The organism is Bacteroides sp. RTP21281st1_H5_RTP21281_210402 (assembly GCF_040918965.1).
GTDB classification, from domain to species: domain Bacteria; phylum Bacteroidota; class Bacteroidia; order Bacteroidales; family Bacteroidaceae; genus Bacteroides; species Bacteroides congonensis.
Genome location: NZ_JBCOWR010000023.1, coordinates 36,881 through 61,885 on the forward strand (window position 1 = coordinate 36,881; position 25,005 = coordinate 61,885).

A 25,005-nucleotide genomic window follows, 5' to 3' on the forward strand; every position below is an offset into this window, starting at 1 on the left:
TAGATAATTCTCTGACTTCAAAAGTACGATATTTTATTCAAATGAAAGAGAGTAGGGAACATCTTTTTCTGTGGTTCCCCGTTGCTTGTTGGGTACAGGACTCATCTGGAATTGAATATTCGCACCTCGCATCAATTGGTCGTGTGTCAGATAATTGCGTGAATACGACTTTCCGTTCACTTTCATATCCTTTATGTAGCAGTGACCGGGCTGGTTGTTATCCGACTTGATGGTGATTGTTTTTCCGTTCTCCAGATGCAGCTTGGCGGATTTGAAGAGGGGAGTTCCCACGATATACTCGTCCGTTCCCGGGCAAACCGTGTAGAACCCTAAGGCGGAGAATACATACCAGGCGGAAGTCTGGCCGTTATCCTCGTCACCGCAGTAACCGTCCGGCGCAGCGGTGTACAACTTATTCATAATTTCACGTACCCAGTACTGGGTTTTCCAAGGCTCGCCGGAATAGTTATAAAGATAAACCATATGCTGAATCGGCTGGTTGCCATGTGCATACTGCCCCATGTTCATCACCTGCATTTCACGCATTTCGTGAATCATGCCACGGCTTTCCATTCCCAGTTTGCCGGGAATCACGAATACGGAATCCATCATGGTATTGAATTCTTTTCTACCGCCCATCAGGTCGATAAGCCCCTGCGGGTCGTGGAATACACAGAAACTCCAGTGCCAACTGTTTCCTTCGCAGAACTCGCCGCTCCAGTCTACCGCGTCGAAGTTCGGGTTGAATGCCCCTTTGTCGTCTTTGCCTACCATCAGTTTGCGTTCCGGGTGATAGACATTCTTATAGTTCAGCGCACGTTTCTTAAATATGTCGATTTCGCTTGCCGGCTTGCCCAACTTCTTGCCTAATGCATAGATAGTCCAGTCATTATAAGCATATTCCAGTGTGCGGGCTACGTTTTGTCCGATTCCTATATTATTGGCCACATATCCCAGTTGGTTGTAGGATTCGTGACCGAGACGACCGGAAGCCGTGCCGCGCAGATGCGCGCTTGTTCCGTGTTTCAGTGCTTCCCAAAGCGTTTCGATATCATATCCGCGCAGTCCTTTGATATAAGCGTCCGCTACTACGGAAGCCGAGTTGTTGCCCACCATGGAGTCACGATGTCCGGGACTTGCCCATTCGGGAAGGAATCCGCTTTCTTTATAAGCATTGACAAGTCCTTCCTGCATCTTCTGATTCATCGACGGATACATCAGGTTGAGGAAAGGGAACAGGCAGCGGAACGTATCCCAGAATCCGGTATCGGTAAACATATAACCCGGAAGCACTTTACCGTTGTAAGGGCTGTAATGCATCACTTCTCCCTTGGCGTCTATCTCGTAGAAGCTGCGTGGGAAAAGCATGGAACGATACAGGCATGAGTAGAATGTACGCAGGTTGTCGATGTTATCGTCCTCTATCTCTATCTTGCCCATTTCACGGTTCCAGGTATCTCTGCCATTGGCAACCAGTTGGTCGAAATTCTTGTTATCGAGTTCCTTCAGATTCAGTTCCGCCTGTTCGGGGCTGATAAAAGAAGAAGCGACACGGGCGTGGACGATTTCTCCTTTCTTCGTTGCGAATCCGATGACCGCTCCGGTGTGGTTCCCCTTCGCTTCCGTTTCATTCGGAAGGATATTGTTCTCCGAAACGGCGGAAACGAAAGTAAACGGCTTGTCGAACTGCATGACGAAGTAGTTTTTGAAGTTTTTGGGCACACCACCGCTGTTCTTTGTCGAATAGCCGATAATCTTGTTTTCTTCGGGAATCACTTTGACGTAAGAACCCTTGTCGAAAGCATCCAGGATGACATAGGCATTCTTCGTTTCGGGATACGTAAAGCGGAACATGGCTGCCCGTTCGGTGGGGACAAGTTCGGTAGTCACGTCATGGTCGGCCAGATATACCTTATAATAATAAGGCTTGGCTACTTCCGCTTTGTGAGAGAACCAACTGGCGCGCCGGTCTTGGTCGAATACCAGTCCGCCGGTGATTGGCATGATGGCAAACTGGCCATAATCGTTGTTCCATGGACTGGGTTGATGTGTTTGTTTGAACCCTCGGATTTTGTCGGCATCATAGGTGTATGCCCAACCGTCACCCATCTTACCGGTCTGTGGTGTCCAGAAGTTCATTCCCCACGGCAAGGCCGTAGCCGGATACGTATTTCCGGTGGACAGTTCGTACTTGGATTGCGTGCCTACCAGCGTGCTGACATAGTCCACCGGGTTCTTTACGGCAGAAGATTGCAGGGTGTACAGCACGGCACTTCCAAGAAATAACAAGTGTTTAAATGAAAAATGTGTTTTCATGAACAAATGAATTTATAGATTTGAAAATAATTTCTACGACGAAAATAGGGAGAAAAGGAATGTGCTCTCAGGAATGGAAAGGAGAAATCACTTGTTGGCGCTAATATTAACCACTATGGCGCTAATCCTTACCTATATCCCTGCCAAAAAAAAGTGCGAAATGTTTTTTTGTTTACCTTTGTCATATATCAAATCTAAGAATGACACGCTATGAACAGACCATTTGTTTTTATACTTATTTTCATCCTTAACCTGTTGATACATACGGTTTCTGCCTATAACTTGAAGCAGATTGCGGATAAGGAATATATGTCCAACAGTTCGATTACATCTCTGTGCCAGGACGAACGCGGACTGATGTGGATAGGCACCTGTGACGGACTGAATATTTATGATGGACAGGAAATCGAAGAATTTAAGACACGAGACAAGGAAGATTACTTATCCGGTAACCTGATTGACAATATCGTATATACCGGTGAGGAGATTTACTGGATTCAGACGTACTACGGACTGAACCGCCTTGACCGGCGAACCAATACGCTCACACACTACAACGAGTTTCAGAAACTTTTCTTTATGAACAAGGATAACAACGGCAATCTGTTCATTATCCAGGATAGCAACTGCATCTACTATTATCATAAGAACGAAGGCGTTTTCAAGAAAATCAATATCACGGGAATTCCTATTTCGGACATTGTTGACTTCTTCATCGACGGCAACAACCGTATGTGGGTAGTGATGAAAGGATACAACCGTTGTTATGACATTCAGCAGGAAGCCGTCTCAGGGGATATTACCTTACTGCCGCAGAAAACCAGCTTGCAGTATCATACTTCATTGCTTTACTGCTTTAACGATGAACAATCCCTTTATTATATAGACAAGGATTATAACTTCTACGCCTTCCACATCCCGACCAGGAAGAATGAGTTCATAGCCAATCTGGGCAAAGAGATACAGGCGCGCGGCAAAATATCTTCCATCGTACATTACCACGACAGCTTCTTTGTCGGCTTCCTGATGGATGGTATTCTGCTGTTAGAGAAACAAAAGGAAGCGAATGCCTGGCAGATTCAGCCATTGCCCATTAATAGTGGCGTGTTCTGTCTCAAGAAAGACCGCTTTCAGGATATTGTGTGGATAGGTACGGACGGACAGGGCGTTTATCTTTATTCCAACCCTCTCTATTCCATCAAATCAACAGTGCTGAGCAATTACAGTGAGAAGATAGAACGTCCCGTACGTGCGCTATACCTGGATGACGACCGCACGTTTTGGATAGGCACAAAGGGAAACGGCATTCTTAAAATCTATGATTATGAGGTTGATAAGAATATCTCCGACTGCCGGGCGGAGATACTGACTACTTCCAATAGCCCGTTAGGAAGCAACGCTGTCTATTGTTTTGCCAAAAGCCACCGGAACCTGCTTTGGATAGGCGATGAGGAAGGTTTGAACTACTACTCGTACAAGGAAAAGCGTATCAAAAATATCCCGGTTCAAGTAGCAGGCGAAGACTTCAAGTACATACACGATATTTACGAAACAGCCGGTTCCGAACTATGGTTGGCAAGTGTCGGAATGGGAGTGGTGAAAGCCCGTATTGCCGGAACACCGGACAATCCGGTCATTGTAGACGCACAACGTTATGTTATCAACGATGGCGAACTGGGTTCAAACTATTTCTTTACTATCCATGCGGAGAATGACTCCCGCCTGCTCTTTGGCAATAGAGGATACGGGGTGTTCCGCTTTAATAAGACAACGAACGGACTGGAGCCTATGTCTACTCATAAATATGAGAATATGACACTGAATAATATATTGGCTATCAGCAAAGACAGCAGCAACAATTATCTTTTTGGCACGAGTTACGGACTGATAAAATATACCTCAGAGACTTCTTATCAACTCTTTAACGCTAAGAATGGCTTCCTGAACAACACCATTCATGCCATTCTCAAAAACTCGCCCGATAACTTTTGGTTAAGCACCAACCTGGGATTAATCAATTTCGATACCCGGCGGAATATTTTCCGTTCGTATGGCTTCGGTGATGGCTTGAAAGTGGTAGAGTTCAGCGACGGAGCAGCCTATCGTGACCCTCAAACGGGTACGTTGTTCTTTGGTGGAATCAATGGATTCGTAGCCATCCGTGCTGACGGCCGTCCCGAGCAGCTTTATATGCCGCCCGTCTATTTCGACAAGCTGTCTATCTTCGGTGAGCAATATAACCTGGGTGAATTTCTCACCCGGAAAAAGGGCACGGAAGTCCTCAACTTGCAGTACGACCAAAACTTCTTCTCAGTCTCTTTTGCTTCCGTAGATTATCTGAATGGCAACAACTGTACCTATTTTTATAAACTGAAAGGGCTAAGTGACCAATGGGTGAACAACGGTTCGGAGAGCGGAGTCTCTTTTACGAATATGGCTCCCGGCGAATATACGTTGCTGGTGAAATATTATAATAGTGTCTTTGATAAGGAAAGTGATGTCTACTCTTTGGTCATCCGTATCGGTGACCCGTGGTATGCGTCCTGGTGGGCGTATCTGATTTACGCCTTGTGCCTGCTTTTGATAGTTGCTTTGTTGATGCGTTCGTTTATTCTGCGTTCCAAACGCAAAAAGCAGGAATTGCTGAACGAAATAGAGAAACGCCACCAAAAGAATGTCTTTGAATCCAAACTCCGCTTCTTTACCAATATCGCCCATGAATTCTGCACTCCACTGACCTTGATTTACGGCCCCTGCGGACGAATCCTTTCATCCAACGGACTAAGTAAATTTGTAGTAGACTACGTGCAGATGATTCAAACCAACGCCGAACGTCTGAATAACCTGATTCATGAACTGATTGAATTCCGCCGTATCGAGACAGGTAACAGGGAAGTGCGCATCGAAACGTTAAATGTATCGTCCATCGTGAAGGGTATAGCTAAAACCTTTGTTGAAATGGCGAAATCCAGGAACATTACTTTCCTGAGCAAGATACCCGAACACGTGTCCTGGAACTCGGACAAAGGTTTTCTGAATACGATTATTATCAACCTGATTTCGAATGCATTCAAATATACTCCCGATGGGCTGAGCATTAAGATTGAAGTGGATACAACCGGAGAAGGACTATTAGTGCTCCGCGTAGCCAATGAAGGAAGCACCATCAAGGAGAAAGACTTTCAGCATATTTTCAACCGTTATTCTATTTTGGATAACTTCGAGAATCAGGACGAGAAGAACTTCTCCCGCAACGGGCTCGGACTTGCCATCTCATACAATATGGCGAAGTTGCTGAACGGTACGCTGAAAGTGGAAAATACTCCTGACGGATGGGTGATGTTCACATTGACCTTGCCTGTCATGGAACCGACCGTCGGAGTGCCGGCAACAAAACGGATTACTGCGGAATATATCCCGAAGATAGATACGCAATCTATCCTGAAACTTCCTCATTATGAATTTGATAAGATGCGCCCTACTTTACTGGTAGTCGATGATGAGATAGAGATGCTGTGGTTTATCGGAGAAATCTTCTCCGGTGATTTTAATGTAGTCACCCTGCAAGACCCCGAACGGGTGGAACAGGTGATGAACGAAGTGTATCCGAATGTGATAATCTGTGATGTCATGATGCCGGGAATCAGTGGCATTGAGCTCACGAAACGGATTAAAGCGGTGAAGGAAACGGCTCATATTCCTATTATAATCGTATCCGGGCGGCATGAGATGGAAGAACAGATGGCGGCGCTTTCGGCAGGTGCGGAGATGTATATCACGAAACCGTTTAATGCGGAATATCTCCGTATATCGGTGGGGCAGGTGATGGAACGGAAAGAAGTTCTGAAGAATTATTTCAGTTCGCCTATCAGTTCTTTTGAAAAGTCGGACGGTAAGCTGACACATAAGGAGTCGAAGAAATTCCTTCAGTCTGTTCTGAAGATTATCAATGATAACATAACGAACAAAGAACTGACCCCTCGTTATATTGCCGACCGGCTGGCAATCAGTCCGCGCAGCCTGTACCGGAAAATGGAAGAAATAGGCGAAGACAGTCCGACGGATTTGATAAAGGAATGTCGTTTGCATATCGCGAAGGATTTACTGTTGACGACTAAAAAGACGATTGATGAAATCGTGTTCGATTCCGGGTTCTCTAATAAGGTAACTTTCTTCAAAGTGTTTCGCGAAAAGTACGGGTGCACGCCAAAAGAGTTTCGGATGAAACATTTGGAAGAAGTGCGGCAGTAGCCTGTGGCGGGGGACATTCCCCGACTTTCGTTTCCTTCTGCCCGAGAGGACGATAAACGGCTCTGTAATATGTTCTGACGTATGTTTAAGATAGAAAAAGAAGAAGTAAATTTCCGTGTTAATATGGTAAGTATCCGTGCCAAAAGGTAAAAAAGTGCAGTTGGATTTCTTTTGGTAGAGTTCACTGATTTTATCTTTGCTTCATCGAAATTTTTAAGTAGATGAACTTGAAAAGTATTAATTTATTAATCTTTAATCTAATGAAAAGGAAACTTAGTTTTTTATTCCTATCAGCATTGACCCTACCATTTTTTATGGTTTCGTGTAGTGATGATAAAGAAGAACAGGAAGTGAAGCCGGCGACAGATTTGGTGGTCGATAATAACTCGGTGACACTACTGCAAGGAGACGAAATTACGGTAGGTATTACTTCCGGTAATGGAGATTATTATGTGAAACCATTTGATGAAAGTGTTGCGACGGCTGTCATCAATGGTAATAAAGTAACAATTAAAGCAACGGAGAATAGCCATCTTGAAGAAAATAACCGCATCGAAACAACTGTATTGGTAGTAGACGGACGCAAGAAAGTAGCTAGAATCCAGGTTCAGGTTGCCAAACTCTGGGACTTGACGGCAGATGTACCGGAAGAAGGCTTTGACTTGTTTATCGGTGAAAAACGAATGGTGAAAATCCTGACGGGTAACGGTGATTATGAGATTTCTATTCCCGAAGGCGCTGACAAGTATATCGAAGTGGGCGAGCTTTCCGGTCAGGTATTCCCCGTAACCGCCAAATTTGAAACAGGAACAGAACCCGTAAATATTACGGTTACTGATAAGAAAGGCAAGACGGTAGTTATTCCGGTGGTGGTGAATATCGTTGATTTGGTGTTGAAAACCAATGAAGCTACTTTCTCCGAGCCGGATGCCGAATCACAATATATAACTATTGAGAAAGGGAATGGCGGTTATAGCTTTACTTATCAGGTGGGAGATGGCGAACCGACTGCCGATGCTACCATTGTAGAGGCTACTGAAAAAGAGAATCTGATTACGCTGAAGCCGAAAGCAAGAGGGGATGTAAAGGTGATTGTGACCGACCAGAAAGGTTCGTCAAAAGAAATTGCGGTGACGGTCAATCCGTACGAAATTAAGTTGGAAGATAATGCGACTTCGTTGACTGTCAACGGATTTGATAATTCAAAAGAAGTGGCTATCTCCCGCGGTAACGGTGGCTATCAACTTGCGCCGTTGACGGATGATAATAAGAAGTACTTGAAATCGGTGGAAATAGACGAAAACAATCGTCTGAAAGTTGAGGGCAACTGGCTGGGAACTACTACGCTTACCATTACGGATGCTGCCGGAAAAGAACTGGATTTGCCGGTTACTGTCATGCCGATGGCTGCATTGCTTGAATCAGACCGCTGCTTCAAGATTGATATAAAGAAATTTGTAGAGAGCAACCAGGATTTGAATAATATGCGGCAACTTACTTTTGAAATGGTATTTTATCCTACATACTCACGTTCTTTACAGTCATTTATCGGGTTGGAAGGTGTTTTCCTGCTTCGTTGCGAGAATAATGGGGATACCAATTTGCGCTTTGAAATAGCTACAAAAATCCATAAAGACCCTAATAACCTAAGTGGAAGCACATACAGCGACCCTCGTTTCCGCAGTCAGCAAAAGATGGGAAATGACCGTCAGGGAAATGGAAAGTGGTATCATGTTGCTGTGGTATTTGACGGCACACAGAGCAGTACAAAGGAAGCCTACAAGATGTATATCAATGGTGTGCGTGAAACGCTTACACCCGCAAGCAGCGATTATGAAGATGTAAGTCCCGACCCGTATCTGGTTCTTTCTTCCGTATCCGGGGATAACGCCTTGATGATTGGACGTTCGGGGAATAGTGAATACCGTTTGGGGTATTGTGCCGTTGCTCAGGCGCGTATGTGGAATGTTGCCCGCACTGAAGACGAGATAAAAGCTGATATGTGTAAATTCTTCGCCCCCGAAGAAGCTAAAAATAATGCGAATTTATTGGGCTATTGGGTACCGTCTAATGGCGTTAGTGATATCAGTGTTTTCAAAAACTACGGTTCTGCCGGTGACGGATTGGATGCAGTGGTTTACAATAACGGTAAAAGTATAAGTCCTGTGACTTTCCCCGACCGTTACAAAAAGGTAGAATGTCCTCATTCATACTAAAACAAGGAGTATAATAATATGAGAAACAATATGATAACAAAGAAACTAATCAAATTTGCCTTGCTGTTTTTCCTTATTGGACTGGCAGCTTGTGACAATACCTTAAATCCGGGATTTAACCCGGACGATTATGAACCGATTGTTCCGCCAGAACCTGTCCGTACGATGGATGCTATGGCTAGCGGTGAACGTGTGGTGCTTTCGGGAGCTTCGCTGACGGACATCATTCTGAAATGGACGCCTACCGAGAAACACGGTAATACAGTATATCGTTACGAAGTATTGATAGATACTATCGGTGGTGATTTTACAAAGCCGGTAGAAACCATCTTCTCCGACAATAACGGCTTGGAGCCTCAGCTGACATTGACGCATTATCAGGCGAATACGATTGGCAAACTTGCCAAATTCCGTTGTAATACGAACGGGACGCTGCGTTGGAAAGTACGTGCTTATTGCGGGCTGGATCAGGCAATCAGTAGTCTGGAAGGTTATTTCGTGATATTTATGATGGACGGCATCGACGATATGCCATCGGAGAACGAACCGGTTTATATCACAGGTATCGGTACGGAAGATGACGGTGACGAAGCGGAAGCATTGCAGATGCTCCGGCAGAATGAGGGAATCTACCAGACTTTCGTACAGTTGAAAGCCGACCAGCCGTTTATCTTTATGTCGACGGTAGAGGGACGCAAATGCTATTACTATGTGGACAACAATGGCGTGTTGCGTGAACGCAATGACGGTGAAGAATATACGGTGACTGTTCCGAAATCCGGTATTTATCGTATTACCATCAATATGGGTGAACAGACTATTTCGTATGATGAAATCGGAACGGTTTCTCTTTACAACCATTCCGGTGGATATACGAAAGTCTTCAATTACCTGGGTTATGGTAAATGGGGCGTGAAGGATTACACGGCACAGAAGAAAGTCGAAAGTTGGGCAGGAAGCGGAGAAACCCGTCATAGCTTCAAAATGGAGATAAACGGAACCACCTATCGCTGGGGACATAAGGACAAGGATAAGGGACAGCCTACCCTGACAACGGATGCCGGCTATTATAACTTACATCAACTGGCATTGGGAACAGACCCTTGGGATTATAGTTTCCGTTTCTGCGACGAGTTGCTTCAATGGGGAGCTGTGCAGAACAATATCTATTACGCTACGGTGAAAACCGACGTTACCCTTTATTTCAACGCGGAGTTTGGAGCATATACCCACCGTTGGGTGGCCTCGGAAACCAATGAAGATTAAAAAATAGAATCAGATGAAAAACGATATACTATCATTATCAAAAAAGACTTTGTTGCTGGGCGGCGCGTTTGTTATGTTCGCCGCTTGTGACAACGGTGACTTGGGAGACATCTACAAGGGCGACTCATCCGGCGAATACGTGTCGGATGTAAACTGGACGGATGCAGCCAATCTGAGTACGGGAACATACATCAAGTATTTCTTTGAAAATGCGGGCGGACGCGATACTTTCTGCGGAAGCATCTATTGGGAAAAGCCGAATACACCACAGACGGGAGAACCTGTCAGTACGGGCGGCAGCGGCGGATGGTCGCAGGGGCATGCATTGGATATTGTGATTGACGCTTATGTACGTAGCGCGAATGACCCTCAATATCAGGCTTATTTGTACGAGAACATAATGAAACCGTTCCTTCCCGCTTTCGACGACTGGAACGAGCATTGCGGTTATGGCGGCAAGGACTTCTGGAATAACTTCTACGATGATATGGAATGGATGGCGCTGGCCTGCCTGCGGGTGTACGAACTGACGGGCGATGAGGATTATTACAGTGCCTTGATGAAAATGTGGGATCATATCAAGGGGGCGAAGAATGATTATAAAGGAGCAGGCGGTATGGCATGGAAAACGGATTCACCGGCTTCCCGCATGGCTTGTTCAAATGGCCCCGGCTGCCTGCTGGCGATGAAACTGTATAAGTTGACAGTGGTTGAAGCCAAGGATGGCTGGGAAGACAAAGCTGCCTACTATCTGAACTTCGCCAAGGAAGTGTACAACTGGATGACTGCTTACCTGTGTGATACTTCCACCGGACAGGTGTATGATAACCTGGGCATCAGGGATGACGGTACTCCGGGCGACCCCGATAAAGTGGCGCTTTCCTATAATCAGGGGACATTTATGGCATCTGCCCTGGAATTGTATAACGCTACCGGTGAAGAGGAATATCTTCGCAATGCCGTTGCTTTCGCTGCCTATCAGGTGAATAAGAAAATGGATTCCAATTATCCGGTATTCAGTGGCGAAGGTAATTCCGGTGATAACCTTCTGTTCCGTGGCATCTTTGTGCGCTACTTCCTCGATATGTTGAAGCAGCCGGTAAGTAGTGTTTACCCGGAAAAGACGAAAAATAAGTTTATTGCCGCATTGCGTAGCTGTTCCGATGTACTTTGGACGCTGGCTCACCCGGATGGTTACTATGTATGGGAATATAGCTGGAGTAAAGCTCCTGAATTCGGCAACCGTGACAACAGGGAAGACCGCCTGACGATTTCGTTGAATGCGGAAGTTCCCGGTGCGACTCTGATTGAGATACGCGCCCGCTATGAAGACTGGGTGCAGGGCAAAGCTACGGAAGAACCCAACTGGATTGGACCTGACTTTGGCAAGAGCACGGAAGAGTAAGATAGATTCGTTGTACATAGAAAATCGAAAAGAAAAATGATACATATAAAAAGAAATATTTGTCTGATGGCTGTTTCTTGTGCCCTGCTAGCAGGTATTCCTGTCCAGAAAAGTATGGCGCAAGCAGGCAGAACAGCGAAGACACAAGCTTTGCAAAGCAATAAAATAACGGTGACGGGTACGGTAATGGACAAGACCACCGGTGACCCGTTGATAGGTGTGTCTGTTGTGGTGAAAGGAGTTGCCAATACGGGTACGATTACGGATATAGACGGTAAGTTTACGCTTAAACTGCCTTACGCGGAAGCTCCGCTGGTATTCTCTTATTTGGGCTATCAGCCGCAGGAAGTTATTCCGGGCGCAAGGAAAGACCTTTCTATCCTGTTGCAGGAAGATACGAAAGCCTTGCAGGAAGTCGTTGTCGTTGGTTATACCAAGCAGCGCAAGGAAACGATGATTGGTTCGGTAGCTACGATTACTACCAAGGACTTGACACAAAGCCCTACTGCCAATATCAATAATGCGCTTGCCGGACGTCTGCCGGGTTTGATTGTCAACCAGTATGCGGGCGGTGAACCGGGTGTTGACCAGAGTGAATTGTTTATCCGCGGTAAGTCTACGTATGGCAATCAGAGCGCTATCGTGATTGTGGACGGTATCGAACGGGACATGAGCTATCTTGCACCGGATGAAATCGAGACATTCACTATCCTGAAAGATGCTTCCGCCACTGCCGCCTATGGTATCCGCGGAGCGAATGGCGTTATCGTCATCACTACCAAACGTGGTAAAGCTGCCGAAAAAGCAACGGTAAACCTGAAAGCGTCTATCGGTATCAACCAGCCGATTGGTTTCCCCGAATATCTGGGTTCTGCCGATTATGCCACCTTATATAATGAAGCAAGATTGAATGATGCTAAAATGACGGGAGCGGATGTCAGTACGCTGAACCTCTTTTCCCAGCAGGCTATTGATAACTTCCGCCGTGCGAAAGGTGACAACTCCGACGGACTGGGATACGACTGGGATTATTATGATTTTGCCTTTAAACCGGGATTGCAGGAAGATGTCAGTCTCTCTATCCGTGGTGGTACGGACAAAGTGCGCTACTATGTATTGGCCAATTACTTCTCACAAGGCGGTAACTATAAATATTCGGATGTCGGTGAATATGATTCACAAACCCGTTTTACCCGTTATAACTTCCGTTCAAATATTGATATCAGCATTAACCGTTACCTGAGCACACGCCTGGATTTGGGAGCCCGTATCACCGACCGTAACGCAGCCGGTACTACCGCTTCCCGACTGATGACCATTTGTGCGACGCAACCCCCTTATCTCCCTATCCTGGTAGAAGAGAACTCACATCCGCAGAATGAAGAGTATATCCTGCAGAACCCTAACGGAATGCTTTATGGGGACAACATCTATCGTTATAATATCCTCGGCGAATTGAGCCGCACCGGATATCTGAATGATAAATATACGTATTTGAATGGTAGCTATGCCATGAATCTGGACATGGGATTCCTCACCGAAGGATTGAAAGCGGAAGTTATGTTTTCGTATGACGCTTCCGAAGGTCGCCGTATCAACCGTAAACTGAATACGTATAAGGATGGTTATCGCGAATATCCGATGTATGCCACTTTCATGCCGATTGAAGGAGCGGATGCTTATATGGCAGGCGGACGCTATACCGGCGCTTATAAGACCGGTAATAAATATGATATAGACCAGACTATCGGCAATGGACTTGAACACCATGCTTCCGACAGCCGCACTTATATACAGGCCCGTCTGGACTATAACCGTACGTTTAATAAGCGCCACGAGGTAATTGCCATGTTGTTGGCAAATCGTGGCAACCGTACTGTCAATAATGAACTTGCTTATCATAGCCAGGGCGTTACGGGACGTCTTGCCTACTACCTGTCTCAGAAATACCTGATGGAGTTTAACTTCGGGTATAATGGTTCCGAGAACTTCGCTCCGGGCAAACGTTACGGATTCTTCCCTGCAGGGTCTATCGGTTGGGTTATTTCGGAAGAGTCTTTTATGAAGAAAGCGTCGTGGATTGATTTCCTGAAAGTGAGAGCTTCCTACGGTCTGGTTGGTAGTGATAATGTCAGCAGCCGTTTCCCTTATCTGGCGTTCTACGGTGGTGGTAGTGGTTACGATTTTGGTAATAACTTCGGCACAAACGTAGGCGGTACTTCCGAAGGTAATCTGGCTAACGAGAAACTGACTTGGGAGAAAGCCCGTAAATTGAATGTCGGTCTTGATTTTACGACATTCAACCAGCGCCTGGCCTTGACTGTCGATGCTTTCTATGAATATCGTTTTGATATTATCACGAATATGAATGATGGCGGTATTATGAGTTATCCGGACGTGGTAGGTAAAGATGCGGCTTTGCAGAATCTGGGTGAAGTGAGCAACCGGGGTGTCGATATCGAATTAAGCTGGAATGACAAAATAGGCAAGAATTTCAGATACTATATTCGTCCGAACCTGACTTTCTCCCGCAATCGCCTGGAGTATAAAGCCGAAGTGGCACGCAAGAACTCATGGCGTAAGGAAACGGGCAAACGCCTTTATGAAAACTTCGTCTATGTGTTCGACCATTTTGTGGCCGACCAGGCGGAAGCCGACCGCCTGAACAAAATCGGTTATCAGCCCTGGGGACAGTTAATTCCGGGAGATGCTGTCTATAAAGATTTGGATCGTAATGGCGTCATTGACGATGAAGACCGCACGGCGATGGGAAATCCGCGCAGTCCGGAACTGATGTTCGGTATTCCTTTTGGTTTCCAATATAAGAATTTCGATTTCAGTGTCTTGCTTCAAGGAGCTACCAAGACTTCTATTTTATTGAATGGGGCTGCTGTGTTCGACTTCCCGCAGTTCGAGCAGGATAAGATAGGGCGTGTCAAGAAGATGCATTTGGATCGCTGGACACCGGAAACGGCCGCTACCGCAAAATATCCGGCTTTACACTACGGGACGCACGATAACAACAAAAACGGTAACAGCAGCTTGTTCTTGTACGATGCTTCTTATCTTCGTCTGAAGAATGTGGAAATCGGTTATAATGTATCTCCGAAATGGTTACGTAAATTTCAGGTACAACAGGCGCGTATTTATGTACAGGGTCTGAATCTTCTGACTTTCGATAAATTGGGAGATGTGGATATTGACCCGGAAACGAAATCTGGTGACGGTGCTTCCTGGTATCCGATTCAAAAGGTATTCAACTTCGGTATTGACATTACATTCTAAAAACAGTATAGAACCATGAATAAATTATATAGATTTTCAGCAATCGCCTTATCGGTTCTGCCGTTGTTATTTACTTCGTGCAGTGATTATCTGGACCGTGACGATGATGACAACATTACGGAAGCGGACGTGTTTGCCCGTTACGAAAAGGTGAACGGCCTGGTGTCGGATGTGTATGCAAAAGCAAAGAAGGCGGACCGCCCTTTGGTATTCTTTGAGCACTTTAGTAACAGTGCTATTACCGACGAATGCGAAGGCACGAACGTAGAAGGGAATATTACGAACAACTTCAACAACGGTGCATGGAACCCCAACTCCTTGCCGGGAAGCTGCGGTCAATATTGGGAAAGCATTTATGAAGGAATTCGCAAGGCTAACCTGATTATAGAAAATGTGGCGAAATATAATACGCCCGACAATCCTCAGCAGGATGGTGATCTTCGCAATCGTATCGGTGAAATGTATTTTATGCGCGGCTATTTCCATATGTTGTTGGTACGTATGTATGGAGAGGCTCCTTATATCGACCGTGTCATAAATGCCGGCGATAATATGGACTTCAAAAAAGAGTCTGTACATTCAATGGTGGAGAAAATTGTGGCGGACGCCCGGACTGCGTATGAGATGGTGCCTAACAAGTATGTGAAGACTTCGGAGAATTTCGGCCGGGTGGATAAAGGTGCTTGTTTAGGGTTGGTTGCTTTTGTCCGTTGGATGGCAGCTACTCCGTTGTGGAATGGTGCTTCTCAATATGGTTATAACCAACGCCGTGTGTTTGAGAATGAATATGTGTATGATGCGAATCGTTGGCGGAGAGCGAAAGAAGCGGCTAAAGCCGTACTGGATTTTGAGGTAGGGGGCACGAAGCGCTATTACCTTTATGAAAAGCATGATGCAAATGATTTTAAAGACCCCGCCGACGGTAATCTGAATGACAGCCGTGTATATGCCCGCCTGTGGGATATGTTCTATGATATGGATGCGTTTGCCAATGAGTACGTGTTTTTTATGACGAAGAGTAAAGACCAGGCATGGCAGGGGGATATTTATCCGCCGAGCCGTGAAGGCAGCTCCCGCCAGCAACCCGTGCAGGAACAGGTGGACGAATATGAGTTTATTGTAGGCGATTACGGTTATCCGGTTTATTCGGCGGAAGCCCGTAAAGGTGGTTATGATGATACCAATCCGTATGTGAAGGGAACCCGTGACCCGCGTTTCTATCGCGATATCCTTTATCATGGCGCTCCTTATCGTAATAACAAGAATGAATCGAAGACGGTGAATACAGCCAGCGGTTCTGATAAGATCGGGGCAACCAACGCGACTACTACCGGGTATTATCTGCGTAAGTTCCAGCAGGAGTCATGGAATAAATCCGGTAATTTCAGTATCAATGCTCCTGCCATCTGGCGTCTTCCTGAGTTTATCTACATTTATGCAGAGGCTTGCAATGAATTGGGAGAGGAGATAGATGAGGCTTATAAACTGGTGAATACGGTTCGCGAACGTTCTTTTATGAAACCGATGCCGCCGGAAGTGAAGACCAACCAGCAGTTGATGCGCGAATATATCCAGCGTGAACGCCGCGTCGAACTTTTCTATGAGGGAAAACGTCCCTGGACTTGCCGTTTGTATCTTGAACCTACGAGCAAGGAAGAACTGGCAAAAGAGAGTCTTTGGAAATCCAGCGGAAGTGATAACTCTAAGCGTACGCAGAAATATTGGGCAGCCAATAACGGAGCATTGCCCCGTTGCCAGCGAATGATTAACGGGATGCGTCCGGTACAGGACGAGAACGGGGCAATTACTGTCGACGGTGTGAAATACCGGATGGAACGTTTCTGTGTGGAAGAGCGCACCTTCTCTATCCAGCATTATCTGTTCCCGATTCGACAGAGTGAGATGCAGAACACACCGTCTCTTGAACAGAACCCGGGCTGGTAAGCGGATTGGAATGTATAACTTTAAAAAGAAAAATCAGATGAAACGAATCTATACATATATGGGGCTGTTGCTCTTGTCGGTATTGTCATTCACTCTAATCAGTTGTGACGACGATGATGATAATGAGGGCGCAAAAGACCTGATTGAAGTGATAGTGAACAAGCCGGTGGTACGTATCGGACAGAACGAAGAGGTGAAAGTGAATGTTGTGGTAGGAAACGGAAACTATTCGGTGAAAAGTTTTAATACTGCCATTGCAACGGCTTCCGTCTCCGGTGAACAGATTTCTATAAAGAGTGGTTCTCAGAATGGAGCCACTACCGTGGAAGTAATGGACGGTGAAGGAGTCGTGGCCGATATTTCTGTGAATGTGGGAGTTTTTGAATTGGAAGTGAATGAGCCGCAGGTTACATTGGAAGTAGGGGATGAGAAAGACTTGATTGTCAGCATGGGAAACTTTTCCAGCAATGATGAACTTTCTTTTTCTGTCGAAGATGAAACAGTGGTCAGCATGGTCAATACCGACCAGTTCCGTCCTTTCTATAAGCTGACCGGATTGAAAAGCGGACATTCTATCGTTACTTTTACAGACCATAAAGGGAAACAGGCAGTTGTCTCGGTGACTGTGAATCCGATTTCTATTGATGTTTCCAATTTGACGCCGAGGGTCGGAGTTAACAATAAGGTGATGATTACTGTGGAAAAAGGAAACGGTGGCTATAGCCTTGTTGCGGAAAATGATGAAATAGTCGGTATTCAGCAGGTGGACGATACCCGTTTCAACCTGGTTGGTAAGAAAGCCGGTGTTACTACGGTATATGTCCGCGACCAGGCAGACCAGGAATTGTCTTTGACAGTGACCGTTGTACTGGCGGATAAAGTGGCGAACTTGGGTAGCAGCAATTATTTCCATGTACCGTTTATGTATAATGGGGTAGCGGACGAATCGTTGAAGAGTGTGAGTACAATCACATTTGAGGCTCGTTTCAATATTGAGTCGTTGAATGGAAGCGGTGATGCACGGATTAATACGGTGATGGGAATCGAGAAGAACTTCTTGTTGCGTGTGGATGTCCACAAGGACGACAGTGATACGGAATCGCGTTATCTTCAATTGTCGGCAGACGATAAGGGTAAAATCCGCTATGAAGGCTCTACTAAAATAGAAACGAATAAGTGGTATGATGTCGCCGTGGTTCTGGATGATAGTAAGAGTGGCAGTGACCGGATTGTCTTGTATGTGAATGGTGTGAAGGAAACGCTTCAATATTCAAGCGGAACACCGGATGATTTGAAGAATATTAACTTGACTTCCAACTTCTACATCGGTCAGTCCGACAGCAAGCGTCGTTTGAATGGTGCTATCAGTTATGCCCGTATCTGGACGAAAGCATTGACGGAACAGCAGGTAGCGGACCAAAGCGGCAAGATTCTGAACGAGGAAGCGGAAGGTATGATTGCCAACTGGTTGTTTAATAATGGAAATGGTAATACCAAATCCTTTGTATCTCTGGCTGAGAAGAGCTTTGAAGCCGAGGCGGGAAGTGTGGTTTCTACTTGGAAAGCAGATCCGATATTGACTGTGGAATAAGAACGGATAAGTACAATAAAAAAAGCCATCCCCGGAATAGACGAAAACTTTGGGATGGCTTTTTTTTGTAGTGTGCTTACTATTATTCGGCAGACTATGTCCTGCTTGTTGTTGGCAAGGTTATTCCTTGACAGGCTCAGCCGGTTTGTCTTTGGATGCAGTGTCATTGACAACTGTATCATTGACAAAAGCGGTTGGTGCACTCAGTTCCGTTTTCACAGGTTCGTCTTTGGTTACAGTATCTTTCACTACTGTATCGTTAACGATAAGTGCGGCATTAACTCCTGTCTGGGCTGTCACAGCTTCTGCAGAGTTCTGAGCCTTAACAAGGAATGAACCACCACAAACAAACATAAACATTGCTACTACTAATACTAATTTCTTCATAATCGTTTGCTTTAATGAACATTAGACATATATTTTCAATTCTCTACTTTTTATGTTAAGGAATTGGTTGTTGCTATTACGGTAACGTCTAATTAAAGATCAAAGTGCGTGCCAAAGAATATAAGAAGATTGTAAATGGTTGATAAATAGAGATGTAGTGGTGATGTTGGATAATGAGTGTATGTGGCAAGCAATGGGGAATGTGTGGAAAGTGTGGCGGGAAGTGTGGAATAAATCCACACTTCCCGCCACACTTCATGTTTAGAGCACTCTTCTATAGAGTGAGCTAATTAATTTCATCCGGCCACGGGCAGGGCTTTCCCGTAGCTTTAACAGTCGGGCGTTGTGCATCTACTTTCCTCAGGTAGTTACCTAACTCTTTAGATAGTTTTCTTACAATGTCCGGATGTTGTATACTGAGGTCATTGCTTTCACCTATATCATTCGGGATATTGAATAATTCTTTTTTCCCGCTGCCATAATAGTAAATCAATTTCCAGTCTCCGTTACGGACTGCACAGTTGAAGTTAATACCCGGCCCGTCATTTCCCCAGTTATTGGGCATATTCCAGAAAAGACTGCGCCCTTTGGATGGATTACCCGTTTGTTTCAATAGGGGAATAAAACTGACTCCGTCTATCGGCTGAACCGTTTTATATTTCCTGACTCCTGCCATTTCGAGAATAGTGGGGTAGAAGTCTTCAATCAGTAAGTAGTTGTCGCATTTACTGCCCGGAGCTACTACTCCCGGCCAACTGACTATCATCGGTTCGCGGATACCACCTTCGTAAGTAGAACCTTTCCCGCTGTTTAACGGGTGGTTTTGTGTGTGCAACTTTCCGTCGCGCCAATAGGGTTCGGAAGCAAGTCCCCCGTTATCACTCATAAAGATGATAATGGTGTTGTCGGCTTCTCCATTCTTTTCCAGCCAGTCCATTAAATCACCCAGACTCTTGTCCATTCCTTCGATAAGAGTGGCATAGGCGGCTTCATGGTCGGTCATGCCTTTTTTCTTGTACTTCTCATAGAAACGCATATCTTTATTCAAAGGAATATGGATAGCATATTGTGACATATACAGATAGAAAGGCTGATTATATTTTTTTGCTTTATCCAATGCTTTGATAGCTTCCAGGGTCAACGCTTCCGTTACAAATGTCTCTGTTCCCCAATATTTCTCTAATCCGGGAACAGCCATCAATGACACAGGTTTTCCGTCCTTGGTATGCCCGTAATTTTCTTCTCCCAGATAGCTGGCAAGTCCGCCGGCAGCGTGTCCGGCTATGTTTACTTCGAATCCCCAATGGTGCGGGTCTTCTCCCGGAGTATCAATGGAACCGAAATGGGCTTTTCCACAATGGATGGTATGATAACCGCTGTTCTTCAGCAGTTCTACGAAAGAAGTTCCTACAAAAGTATTATTAGTGCCGGGCACTTGGCTGACACCGTTATAATTCCAGTCGGGCACAGCCAGCAGACTGTCCTTGCGGTCTGTCATCGTATTCTTTTGCAGTGTCCAGTTGGTAACACGGTGGCGTGCGGCATTTGTTCCGGTGATGAGGCTACATCGGGTAGGAGAACTGATACTGCTGGCATACGCTTGGGTGAACATCATTCCTTGGCGTGCCAGTCGTTCCATGTTCGGAGTCTCGTACAGCTCGTTGTAATGCGTTTTTTGTGTCCAAAAAGGAAGTGAAGTGTCCTGCCATCCCATATCATCCACCATAAAGAGGATAATGTTCGGGCGTTTGTCCGTACGTTCTGTCTGTACGTTGCTTTGTGCTTGCAGGCTGGTTGCTGCGAGGGGCACAAGTGCGAGGGGGAATAGTTTCTTTTTATTCATGGGGGAATTATTAAATGTTATTTACTGATTTCAATTTTACCGGGCTCTTTTATCGGGATACTCCGTAATTCCTGTTTCCCGTGGGATTCTACCCATACTCTCAGCGTTCCGGTGCAGAGCACATCTAGTGTAAGTGTATCATTGGTGTGGGCTAATATTTGTACAGTGGCAGGTGACAGGTATTTTTCTTGTATTCCGATCACTGCCCAACCTTGGCGGATAGGACAAAGATGAAACAGGCAATCATTGAAGCCTTTTAATTTCATTTCTTTGCTTGCAGTCAGGATTCCGGCAGTCTGCTCTTTCCAATTGAACGCGAGAATCCTGTCGGGGATAGATGTTGAAGAATTGGTTGTATTTTCACGTAAAGAGTAATCATCCGGTTTCAGGTATGTTTTTATTTCCTGATAAGCAAGGGAAGTATTCAGATTATAGCAAATGATTGAAACAGCCTCGTCTCCTGTGGGCGCAAATACCCGATAACTTTCACCGCTTTGCAATGGATTGGTGAGTATGGATTCAGGAGTAGGGATAGCCGGAGCGGATGGACGGAATATTTTTCCATGTTCGTCAACCAAAGGCAGGATATTTTCTGAAATAAATTCGTCGGGGGAGTCGGATAAATAAACCGGACCGCCGGAAATAGCTTTTGATCGTGCCATCAGGCTACCGCAGATTGTATCACTGGAATGAAACATATCGTGATCCGGCCAAACCGTTTGTCCCAATAAAAGCGTATTGGTATATGACTGGAATAGATGGGATTTCGCCATGTTCTCATCATACTTTTTATAATCGATACTGACACGTGTGACGGCACTATGTAATGTATGGTCTGTGTTTATGACATTCTGTGCCATACAGTTCATTAATCCCATCTGTGCATTGTGGATTTGATGCTCTAATGCAAGGTTACAGTCTTTTGCCTGCCGGACGGCTTGGCTGTTACCCATATAAAGCGGGAGAGTAAAAGACTGGTTGTCTATTTTCAGAAAATCAAATCCATTCTTTTTCATTGTATGGATATAATATTTGTAAAAGGTTTCGATGTTGTCCGTACTTATGCCCGGCAATAGGCAGTCGTTACAGGGATATAGGGTTTGCTGAATTTCTTTCGGAAAATCATTGTCGGCGGAAATTCCCATCCAATAACCGGAAAGGCTGTACCATAATCCCATCCATTTGATTTTATCATCCTGTTTGCGATTCATAATGCGAGTCCATCCGTTAGGAAAACGCTGCTTGTCAGGAGTCAGGCTTGTCAGGCGACGTTTTTCATTGGCTATATGACCGTCATCAATCAGAATGTAGCGCACAGGGATGCCGGATGCTTCAATGGCATCTATGTCATTCAATATTTTTGTTTCATCAATGTTGAAGTGATAATGTTCCCAAGTGCACCAACCCAGATAGTCAAATCCTTCAAAATATTTTTTGTCTTCCCTCTTTTGCAGGGAAGACACTGTTTTATCAGTCATTAATGAATAATAAGCATCATTGAAGACATGATATACGGTTTGTGATTTTTGAATAAGCAAAAGAGGCACTTGTCCGGCTAATGAGTCTTTTCCAAGCGTAGAGACATAGAGAGTGAGTGTCCCGTCCGTATTAGCTTGAAACCAACTTAGACTGTTGTCTCCTGCAACGGCTTTAACAAACAAATACTCACCGTTGGAGAGTTGAAGAAGTAAAGCATCTCCTAGTGTGGACGGTCGGGCATTGGACGGAATGCCGGGATAATTTTCTTGCGTGATGTCTTTCAACCGGTCGAACATCCAGGGAAGCAGCCGGTTGGTATTATTAGGCCATTGATAATCATCGGTACGGGAGTCACGGCTGAAGAATGCTCCACGGACATACGAAGGAAGCTGGATTTCATACGAAAGGGTATTCTGCTTTTCAGGCACTTGCCGCTCGTATAAGATGGGGGTGGAGGGAGCATATATATTCAGGTCGATATTCTTTTTCATCCTGTAAGCGGCAATGTCTTTGTATTCTTTTCCTTTGTAGTAAGTAAACGGATTCTGGGCAAGCATCGATGTTTTTACAAAGATGCCTGCCAATATCCATATACTGATGTGGATTATTCTTTCCATGTTTCTTGTCTTATTTGACGTAATATGCATTGAAATTAATAATGTCCGGCAATGCAATAGATTCAGGAATAGTTAATCTTAGTGCACTTGCTTCTATCGGTTCAAACTTTTCAATACGCTTGTGCCCTACGGACTCTCCGCTACAGACTGTCTGCCATTTTCCGTTCACCTTTGCTTCCACTTTATATTGGCGGATACGTTCCCCATTTTTTATGTTTTCCTGAATGATGCAATAATTTACCATCTGCTTTTTTCCAAGGTTCAGGATCAGGCCTTTCTTTTGTCCCGCAGTATGTGCTATCGGTGAAGAGAACCGGCGGTTTATTTCATCTCCCATCTCTTTCAAGCGTTGGGCATCTCCTGTGGGAATTAGTCCGGTCGGATCGGGAGTCAATCCGAGGATAAGGGTGGCATTTCGTCCTACGGACTTTTCATATTTATCCATCAGGACGTCCAACGGATAAATATTATTCTCATCATCCGGTTCCCAAAACCATTCGTGACGTCCGTTTGCTCCTCTTAGTGGTGTGTCCGCCATGGCGGGAACCCAATACTTACCGTCTTTATCACCGTGTTTCAACAGTTCTAATTGGTCGATGTTACTTTCGATACGTTTATGATGTGAACAGGGAACAGGAAAAGTAGACCAGCAGGGATATTCCACCGTACCTGTTTCCGAACCACCCCAACGGAAGTCGGCACGGTCGATATTATGATAGAAAAGACACTCCGGCTGATATTTATTCACAATTGGTTCTACATCGGGGCCGTCACTACGCGGGTCGTCGGCTCCGCCGTCAAACCATATCATATAGAGGTCACCATAACGTGTACAAAGCTCCGTCACCATCTTTTCACACAGGCGTTTATACCATGCCTGACGATTCTTGGCAAATTCACCCTCTCCTTCAGCTTTGAAGTTATGGATACCTAGCAGGGAATTCCACCGGATACCTACATAGATGCCCGGCTGAATACCGTATTTGCGGCAGGAATTGACGAAATCGCGAACTATATCACCTTTTCCGTCTCTCCATTTTACAGCTTTCAGGCAGTAGGGGTTGACGTCGCTCTGCCAAAGCCCGAATCCGGTTTCATGGGTGGCTGTCAGTACGGCAAACTTGCATCCGGCAGCTTTTGCGGCTTCTACCCATTGGTCGGTATTTAGTTCTGTCGGGTTGAATATGTTGTAATCTTCAATAGGATTGATGCGATTATTGCCTTGTCCGTAGCGGATACCGTCAAAGACATGCAAGTCGTAGTGAAACACAGCTCCCAGCTCGGCTTCATGCCATTTCAGTTGATGCGGCTTAGGGACAGGGATATTCTGTTGTTGTGCGAAACTGCAAACATAAGAGAGGAGAAAGAGGGAAAGGTAATATAATTTTCTCATGGTATTTATTTATTATAGTTTTAAATAATTTGCAAATGAGTCATCGGTCTGGGTGAGCCAGTCTTTCAGTTGTTTGCTGAGTTTCTGAACTAGTGGGGGATGTTGCCTGGCGATATTATTCATTTGATACGGGTCTTTTGTCCGGTCAAAAAGAATCGTGTCGTCTATAACACCATTGGTGGCATGTACTACAAAAGTATGAGTCTTTGTGCGCAATCCCCGATATCCGGTAGCATGGTTGTCAAACAGTACATAGTAGTATGGTTGTACGACTTCCCGCTTGTTTTTGCCGAGAATCTGACAGGACAGGTCGAATGTCTGTACAGTTTCGGGAATCTCTTTCTGAAATCCCATCAAGGATAGGAGTGATGGGTATAAGTCGGCAAAAGCAATCATCAGCTTTTCTTCTTTGCGTGGCTTTATCCGTTCCGGCCAGGAGATAATCATAGGGATGCGCATTGCTTCTTCATAGAAAATGTCTTTTCCGTCATTCTCATGCGCACCCATACAGACACCGTGGTCAGAGGTAAAGACTACGATTGTGTTGTCGAAGAGCCCGTTTCTTTTTAATTCGTCTACGATGCGCCCCACATTCTCATCTACACCCGTGATGCAGGCATAGTAGTTGCGAAGATTATTTCTGAAGTAATCTCCCATTTTCGTTCCTTTTTCCGGAATGTCCGGGCGGTCGGCGCATAGTGTTTCTATATCCAGATCTTTGTATATCGCTTTGTATTTGTCCGGTACCAATTCATAACCGGTATGCGGCGGATTCATTGAAACGACCAATGCAAATGGTTGCCGGCTGTTTTTATGTGATTGGATATATTCGATTGTCTTGTCGGCTTCGTAGGCAGGTCCCCATTGGTTTACATAATAAAAGCTGTCACGTGGAGCAGTCGTATTCCAATACATCGGTTTCAAATGATAATCATAGGTTCCGTAGGCTATCCAATGTTCGAAGCCGTGACGGCGTTCGGGTGGACACCATTCATTCCATGCTACTTTACCC

The 25,005-nt window shown here is 45.3% G+C and carries 13 protein-coding genes; 7 read left to right on the forward strand and 6 right to left on the reverse strand.

Annotated elements, in window-relative coordinates; genetic code table 11:
* Window positions 1-33: 33 nt before the first annotated feature.
* A complete protein-coding gene (locus AB5443_RS22450; protein ID WP_368114054.1) occupies window positions 34-2,316 on the reverse strand; it encodes a GH92 family glycosyl hydrolase in 2,283 nt (760 codons plus the stop codon).
* A 210-nt stretch (window positions 2,317-2,526) separates the two neighbouring features.
* Between AB5443_RS22450 and AB5443_RS22455 the strand changes: the two genes are divergently transcribed.
* The 7 genes from AB5443_RS22455 (at window position 2,527) to AB5443_RS22485 (ending at window position 18,274) form a co-directional block, all read left to right on the forward strand.
* Window positions 2,527-6,567, forward strand: a complete 4,041-nt coding sequence (locus AB5443_RS22455; protein ID WP_368114055.1) for a response regulator — start codon at window positions 2,527-2,529, stop codon at window positions 6,565-6,567.
* A gap of 260 nt (window positions 6,568-6,827) precedes the next feature.
* Complete coding sequence (locus tag AB5443_RS22460) at window positions 6,828-8,783, forward strand: LamG-like jellyroll fold domain-containing protein (RefSeq protein WP_368114056.1); 1,956 nt, start codon at window positions 6,828-6,830, stop codon at window positions 8,781-8,783.
* An 18-nt stretch (window positions 8,784-8,801) separates the two neighbouring features.
* Window positions 8,802-10,049 carry a SusE domain-containing protein gene (locus AB5443_RS22465; protein ID WP_368114057.1) on the forward strand — a complete coding sequence of 416 codons (1,248 nt, stop codon included), beginning with the start codon at window positions 8,802-8,804 and terminating at the stop codon, window positions 10,047-10,049.
* 13 nt (window positions 10,050-10,062) lie between these two features.
* Window positions 10,063-11,454: a glycoside hydrolase family 76 protein gene (locus AB5443_RS22470; protein ID WP_195407424.1), complete on the forward strand. Its 1,392-nt coding sequence runs from the start codon at window positions 10,063-10,065 to the stop codon at window positions 11,452-11,454.
* Window positions 11,455-11,490: 36 nt separating this feature from the next.
* Window positions 11,491-14,739: a TonB-dependent receptor gene (locus tag AB5443_RS22475; RefSeq protein WP_333698045.1), complete on the forward strand. Its 3,249-nt coding sequence runs from the start codon at window positions 11,491-11,493 to the stop codon at window positions 14,737-14,739.
* A 15-nt stretch (window positions 14,740-14,754) separates the two neighbouring features.
* The gene (locus tag AB5443_RS22480; RefSeq protein ID WP_022136618.1) at window positions 14,755-16,683 is read left to right on the forward strand and encodes a RagB/SusD family nutrient uptake outer membrane protein; all 1,929 of its coding nucleotides are present in this window, start codon (window positions 14,755-14,757) and stop codon (window positions 16,681-16,683) included.
* Window positions 16,684-16,720: 37 nt separating this feature from the next.
* Window positions 16,721-18,274, forward strand: a complete 1,554-nt coding sequence (locus tag AB5443_RS22485; protein ID WP_368114058.1) for a LamG-like jellyroll fold domain-containing protein — start codon at window positions 16,721-16,723, stop codon at window positions 18,272-18,274.
* Window positions 18,275-18,394: 120 nt separating this feature from the next.
* Here AB5443_RS22485 and AB5443_RS22490 read toward each other — a convergent pair whose 3' ends face one another.
* The 5 genes from AB5443_RS22490 to AB5443_RS22510 form a co-directional block, all read right to left on the reverse strand.
* Entirely contained in the window at window positions 18,395-18,661 is a 267-nt protein-coding gene (locus AB5443_RS22490) for a hypothetical protein (protein WP_022136616.1), read from the reverse strand.
* A gap of 286 nt (window positions 18,662-18,947) precedes the next feature.
* On the reverse strand, window positions 18,948-20,504 hold the full coding sequence (locus tag AB5443_RS22495; RefSeq protein ID WP_368114059.1) for a sulfatase: 1,557 nt from the start codon (window positions 20,502-20,504) through the stop codon (window positions 18,948-18,950).
* 17 nt (window positions 20,505-20,521) lie between these two features.
* A complete protein-coding gene (locus tag AB5443_RS22500) occupies window positions 20,522-22,600 on the reverse strand; it encodes a Sip1-related alpha-galactosidase (protein ID WP_368114060.1) in 2,079 nt (692 codons plus the stop codon).
* Window positions 22,601-22,610: 10 nt separating this feature from the next.
* On the reverse strand, window positions 22,611-23,993 hold the full coding sequence (locus AB5443_RS22505; RefSeq protein WP_368114061.1) for an alpha-L-fucosidase: 1,383 nt from the start codon (window positions 23,991-23,993) through the stop codon (window positions 22,611-22,613).
* Window positions 23,994-24,005: 12 nt separating this feature from the next.
* Window positions 24,006-25,005 (reverse strand): sulfatase-like hydrolase/transferase (locus AB5443_RS22510; protein WP_368119639.1); only part of this gene is annotated, 1,000 nt, incomplete at its 5' end.

Bases quoted from the DNA above. Each gene is read 5' to 3' on its own strand.
- AB5443_RS22450 (WP_368114054.1), bottom strand. From the start codon at position 2,316: ATGAAAACACATTTTTCATTTAAACACTTGTTATTTCTTGGAAGTGCC.
- AB5443_RS22455 (WP_368114055.1), top strand. From the start codon at position 2,527: ATGAACAGACCATTTGTTTTTATACTTATTTTCATCCTTAACCTGTTG.
- AB5443_RS22460 (WP_368114056.1), top strand. From the start codon at position 6,828: ATGAAAAGGAAACTTAGTTTTTTATTCCTATCAGCATTGACCCTACCA.
- AB5443_RS22465 (WP_368114057.1), top strand. From the start codon at position 8,802: ATGAGAAACAATATGATAACAAAGAAACTAATCAAATTTGCCTTGCTG.
- AB5443_RS22470 (WP_195407424.1), top strand. From the start codon at position 10,063: ATGAAAAACGATATACTATCATTATCAAAAAAGACTTTGTTGCTGGGC.
- AB5443_RS22475 (WP_333698045.1), top strand. From the start codon at position 11,491: ATGATACATATAAAAAGAAATATTTGTCTGATGGCTGTTTCTTGTGCC.
- AB5443_RS22480 (WP_022136618.1), top strand. From the start codon at position 14,755: ATGAATAAATTATATAGATTTTCAGCAATCGCCTTATCGGTTCTGCCG.
- AB5443_RS22485 (WP_368114058.1), top strand. From the start codon at position 16,721: ATGAAACGAATCTATACATATATGGGGCTGTTGCTCTTGTCGGTATTG.
- AB5443_RS22490 (WP_022136616.1), bottom strand. From the start codon at position 18,661: ATGAAGAAATTAGTATTAGTAGTAGCAATGTTTATGTTTGTTTGTGGT.
- AB5443_RS22495 (WP_368114059.1), bottom strand. From the start codon at position 20,504: ATGAATAAAAAGAAACTATTCCCCCTCGCACTTGTGCCCCTCGCAGCA.
- AB5443_RS22500 (WP_368114060.1), bottom strand. From the start codon at position 22,600: ATGGAAAGAATAATCCACATCAGTATATGGATATTGGCAGGCATCTTT.
- AB5443_RS22505 (WP_368114061.1), bottom strand. From the start codon at position 23,993: ATGAGAAAATTATATTACCTTTCCCTCTTTCTCCTCTCTTATGTTTGC.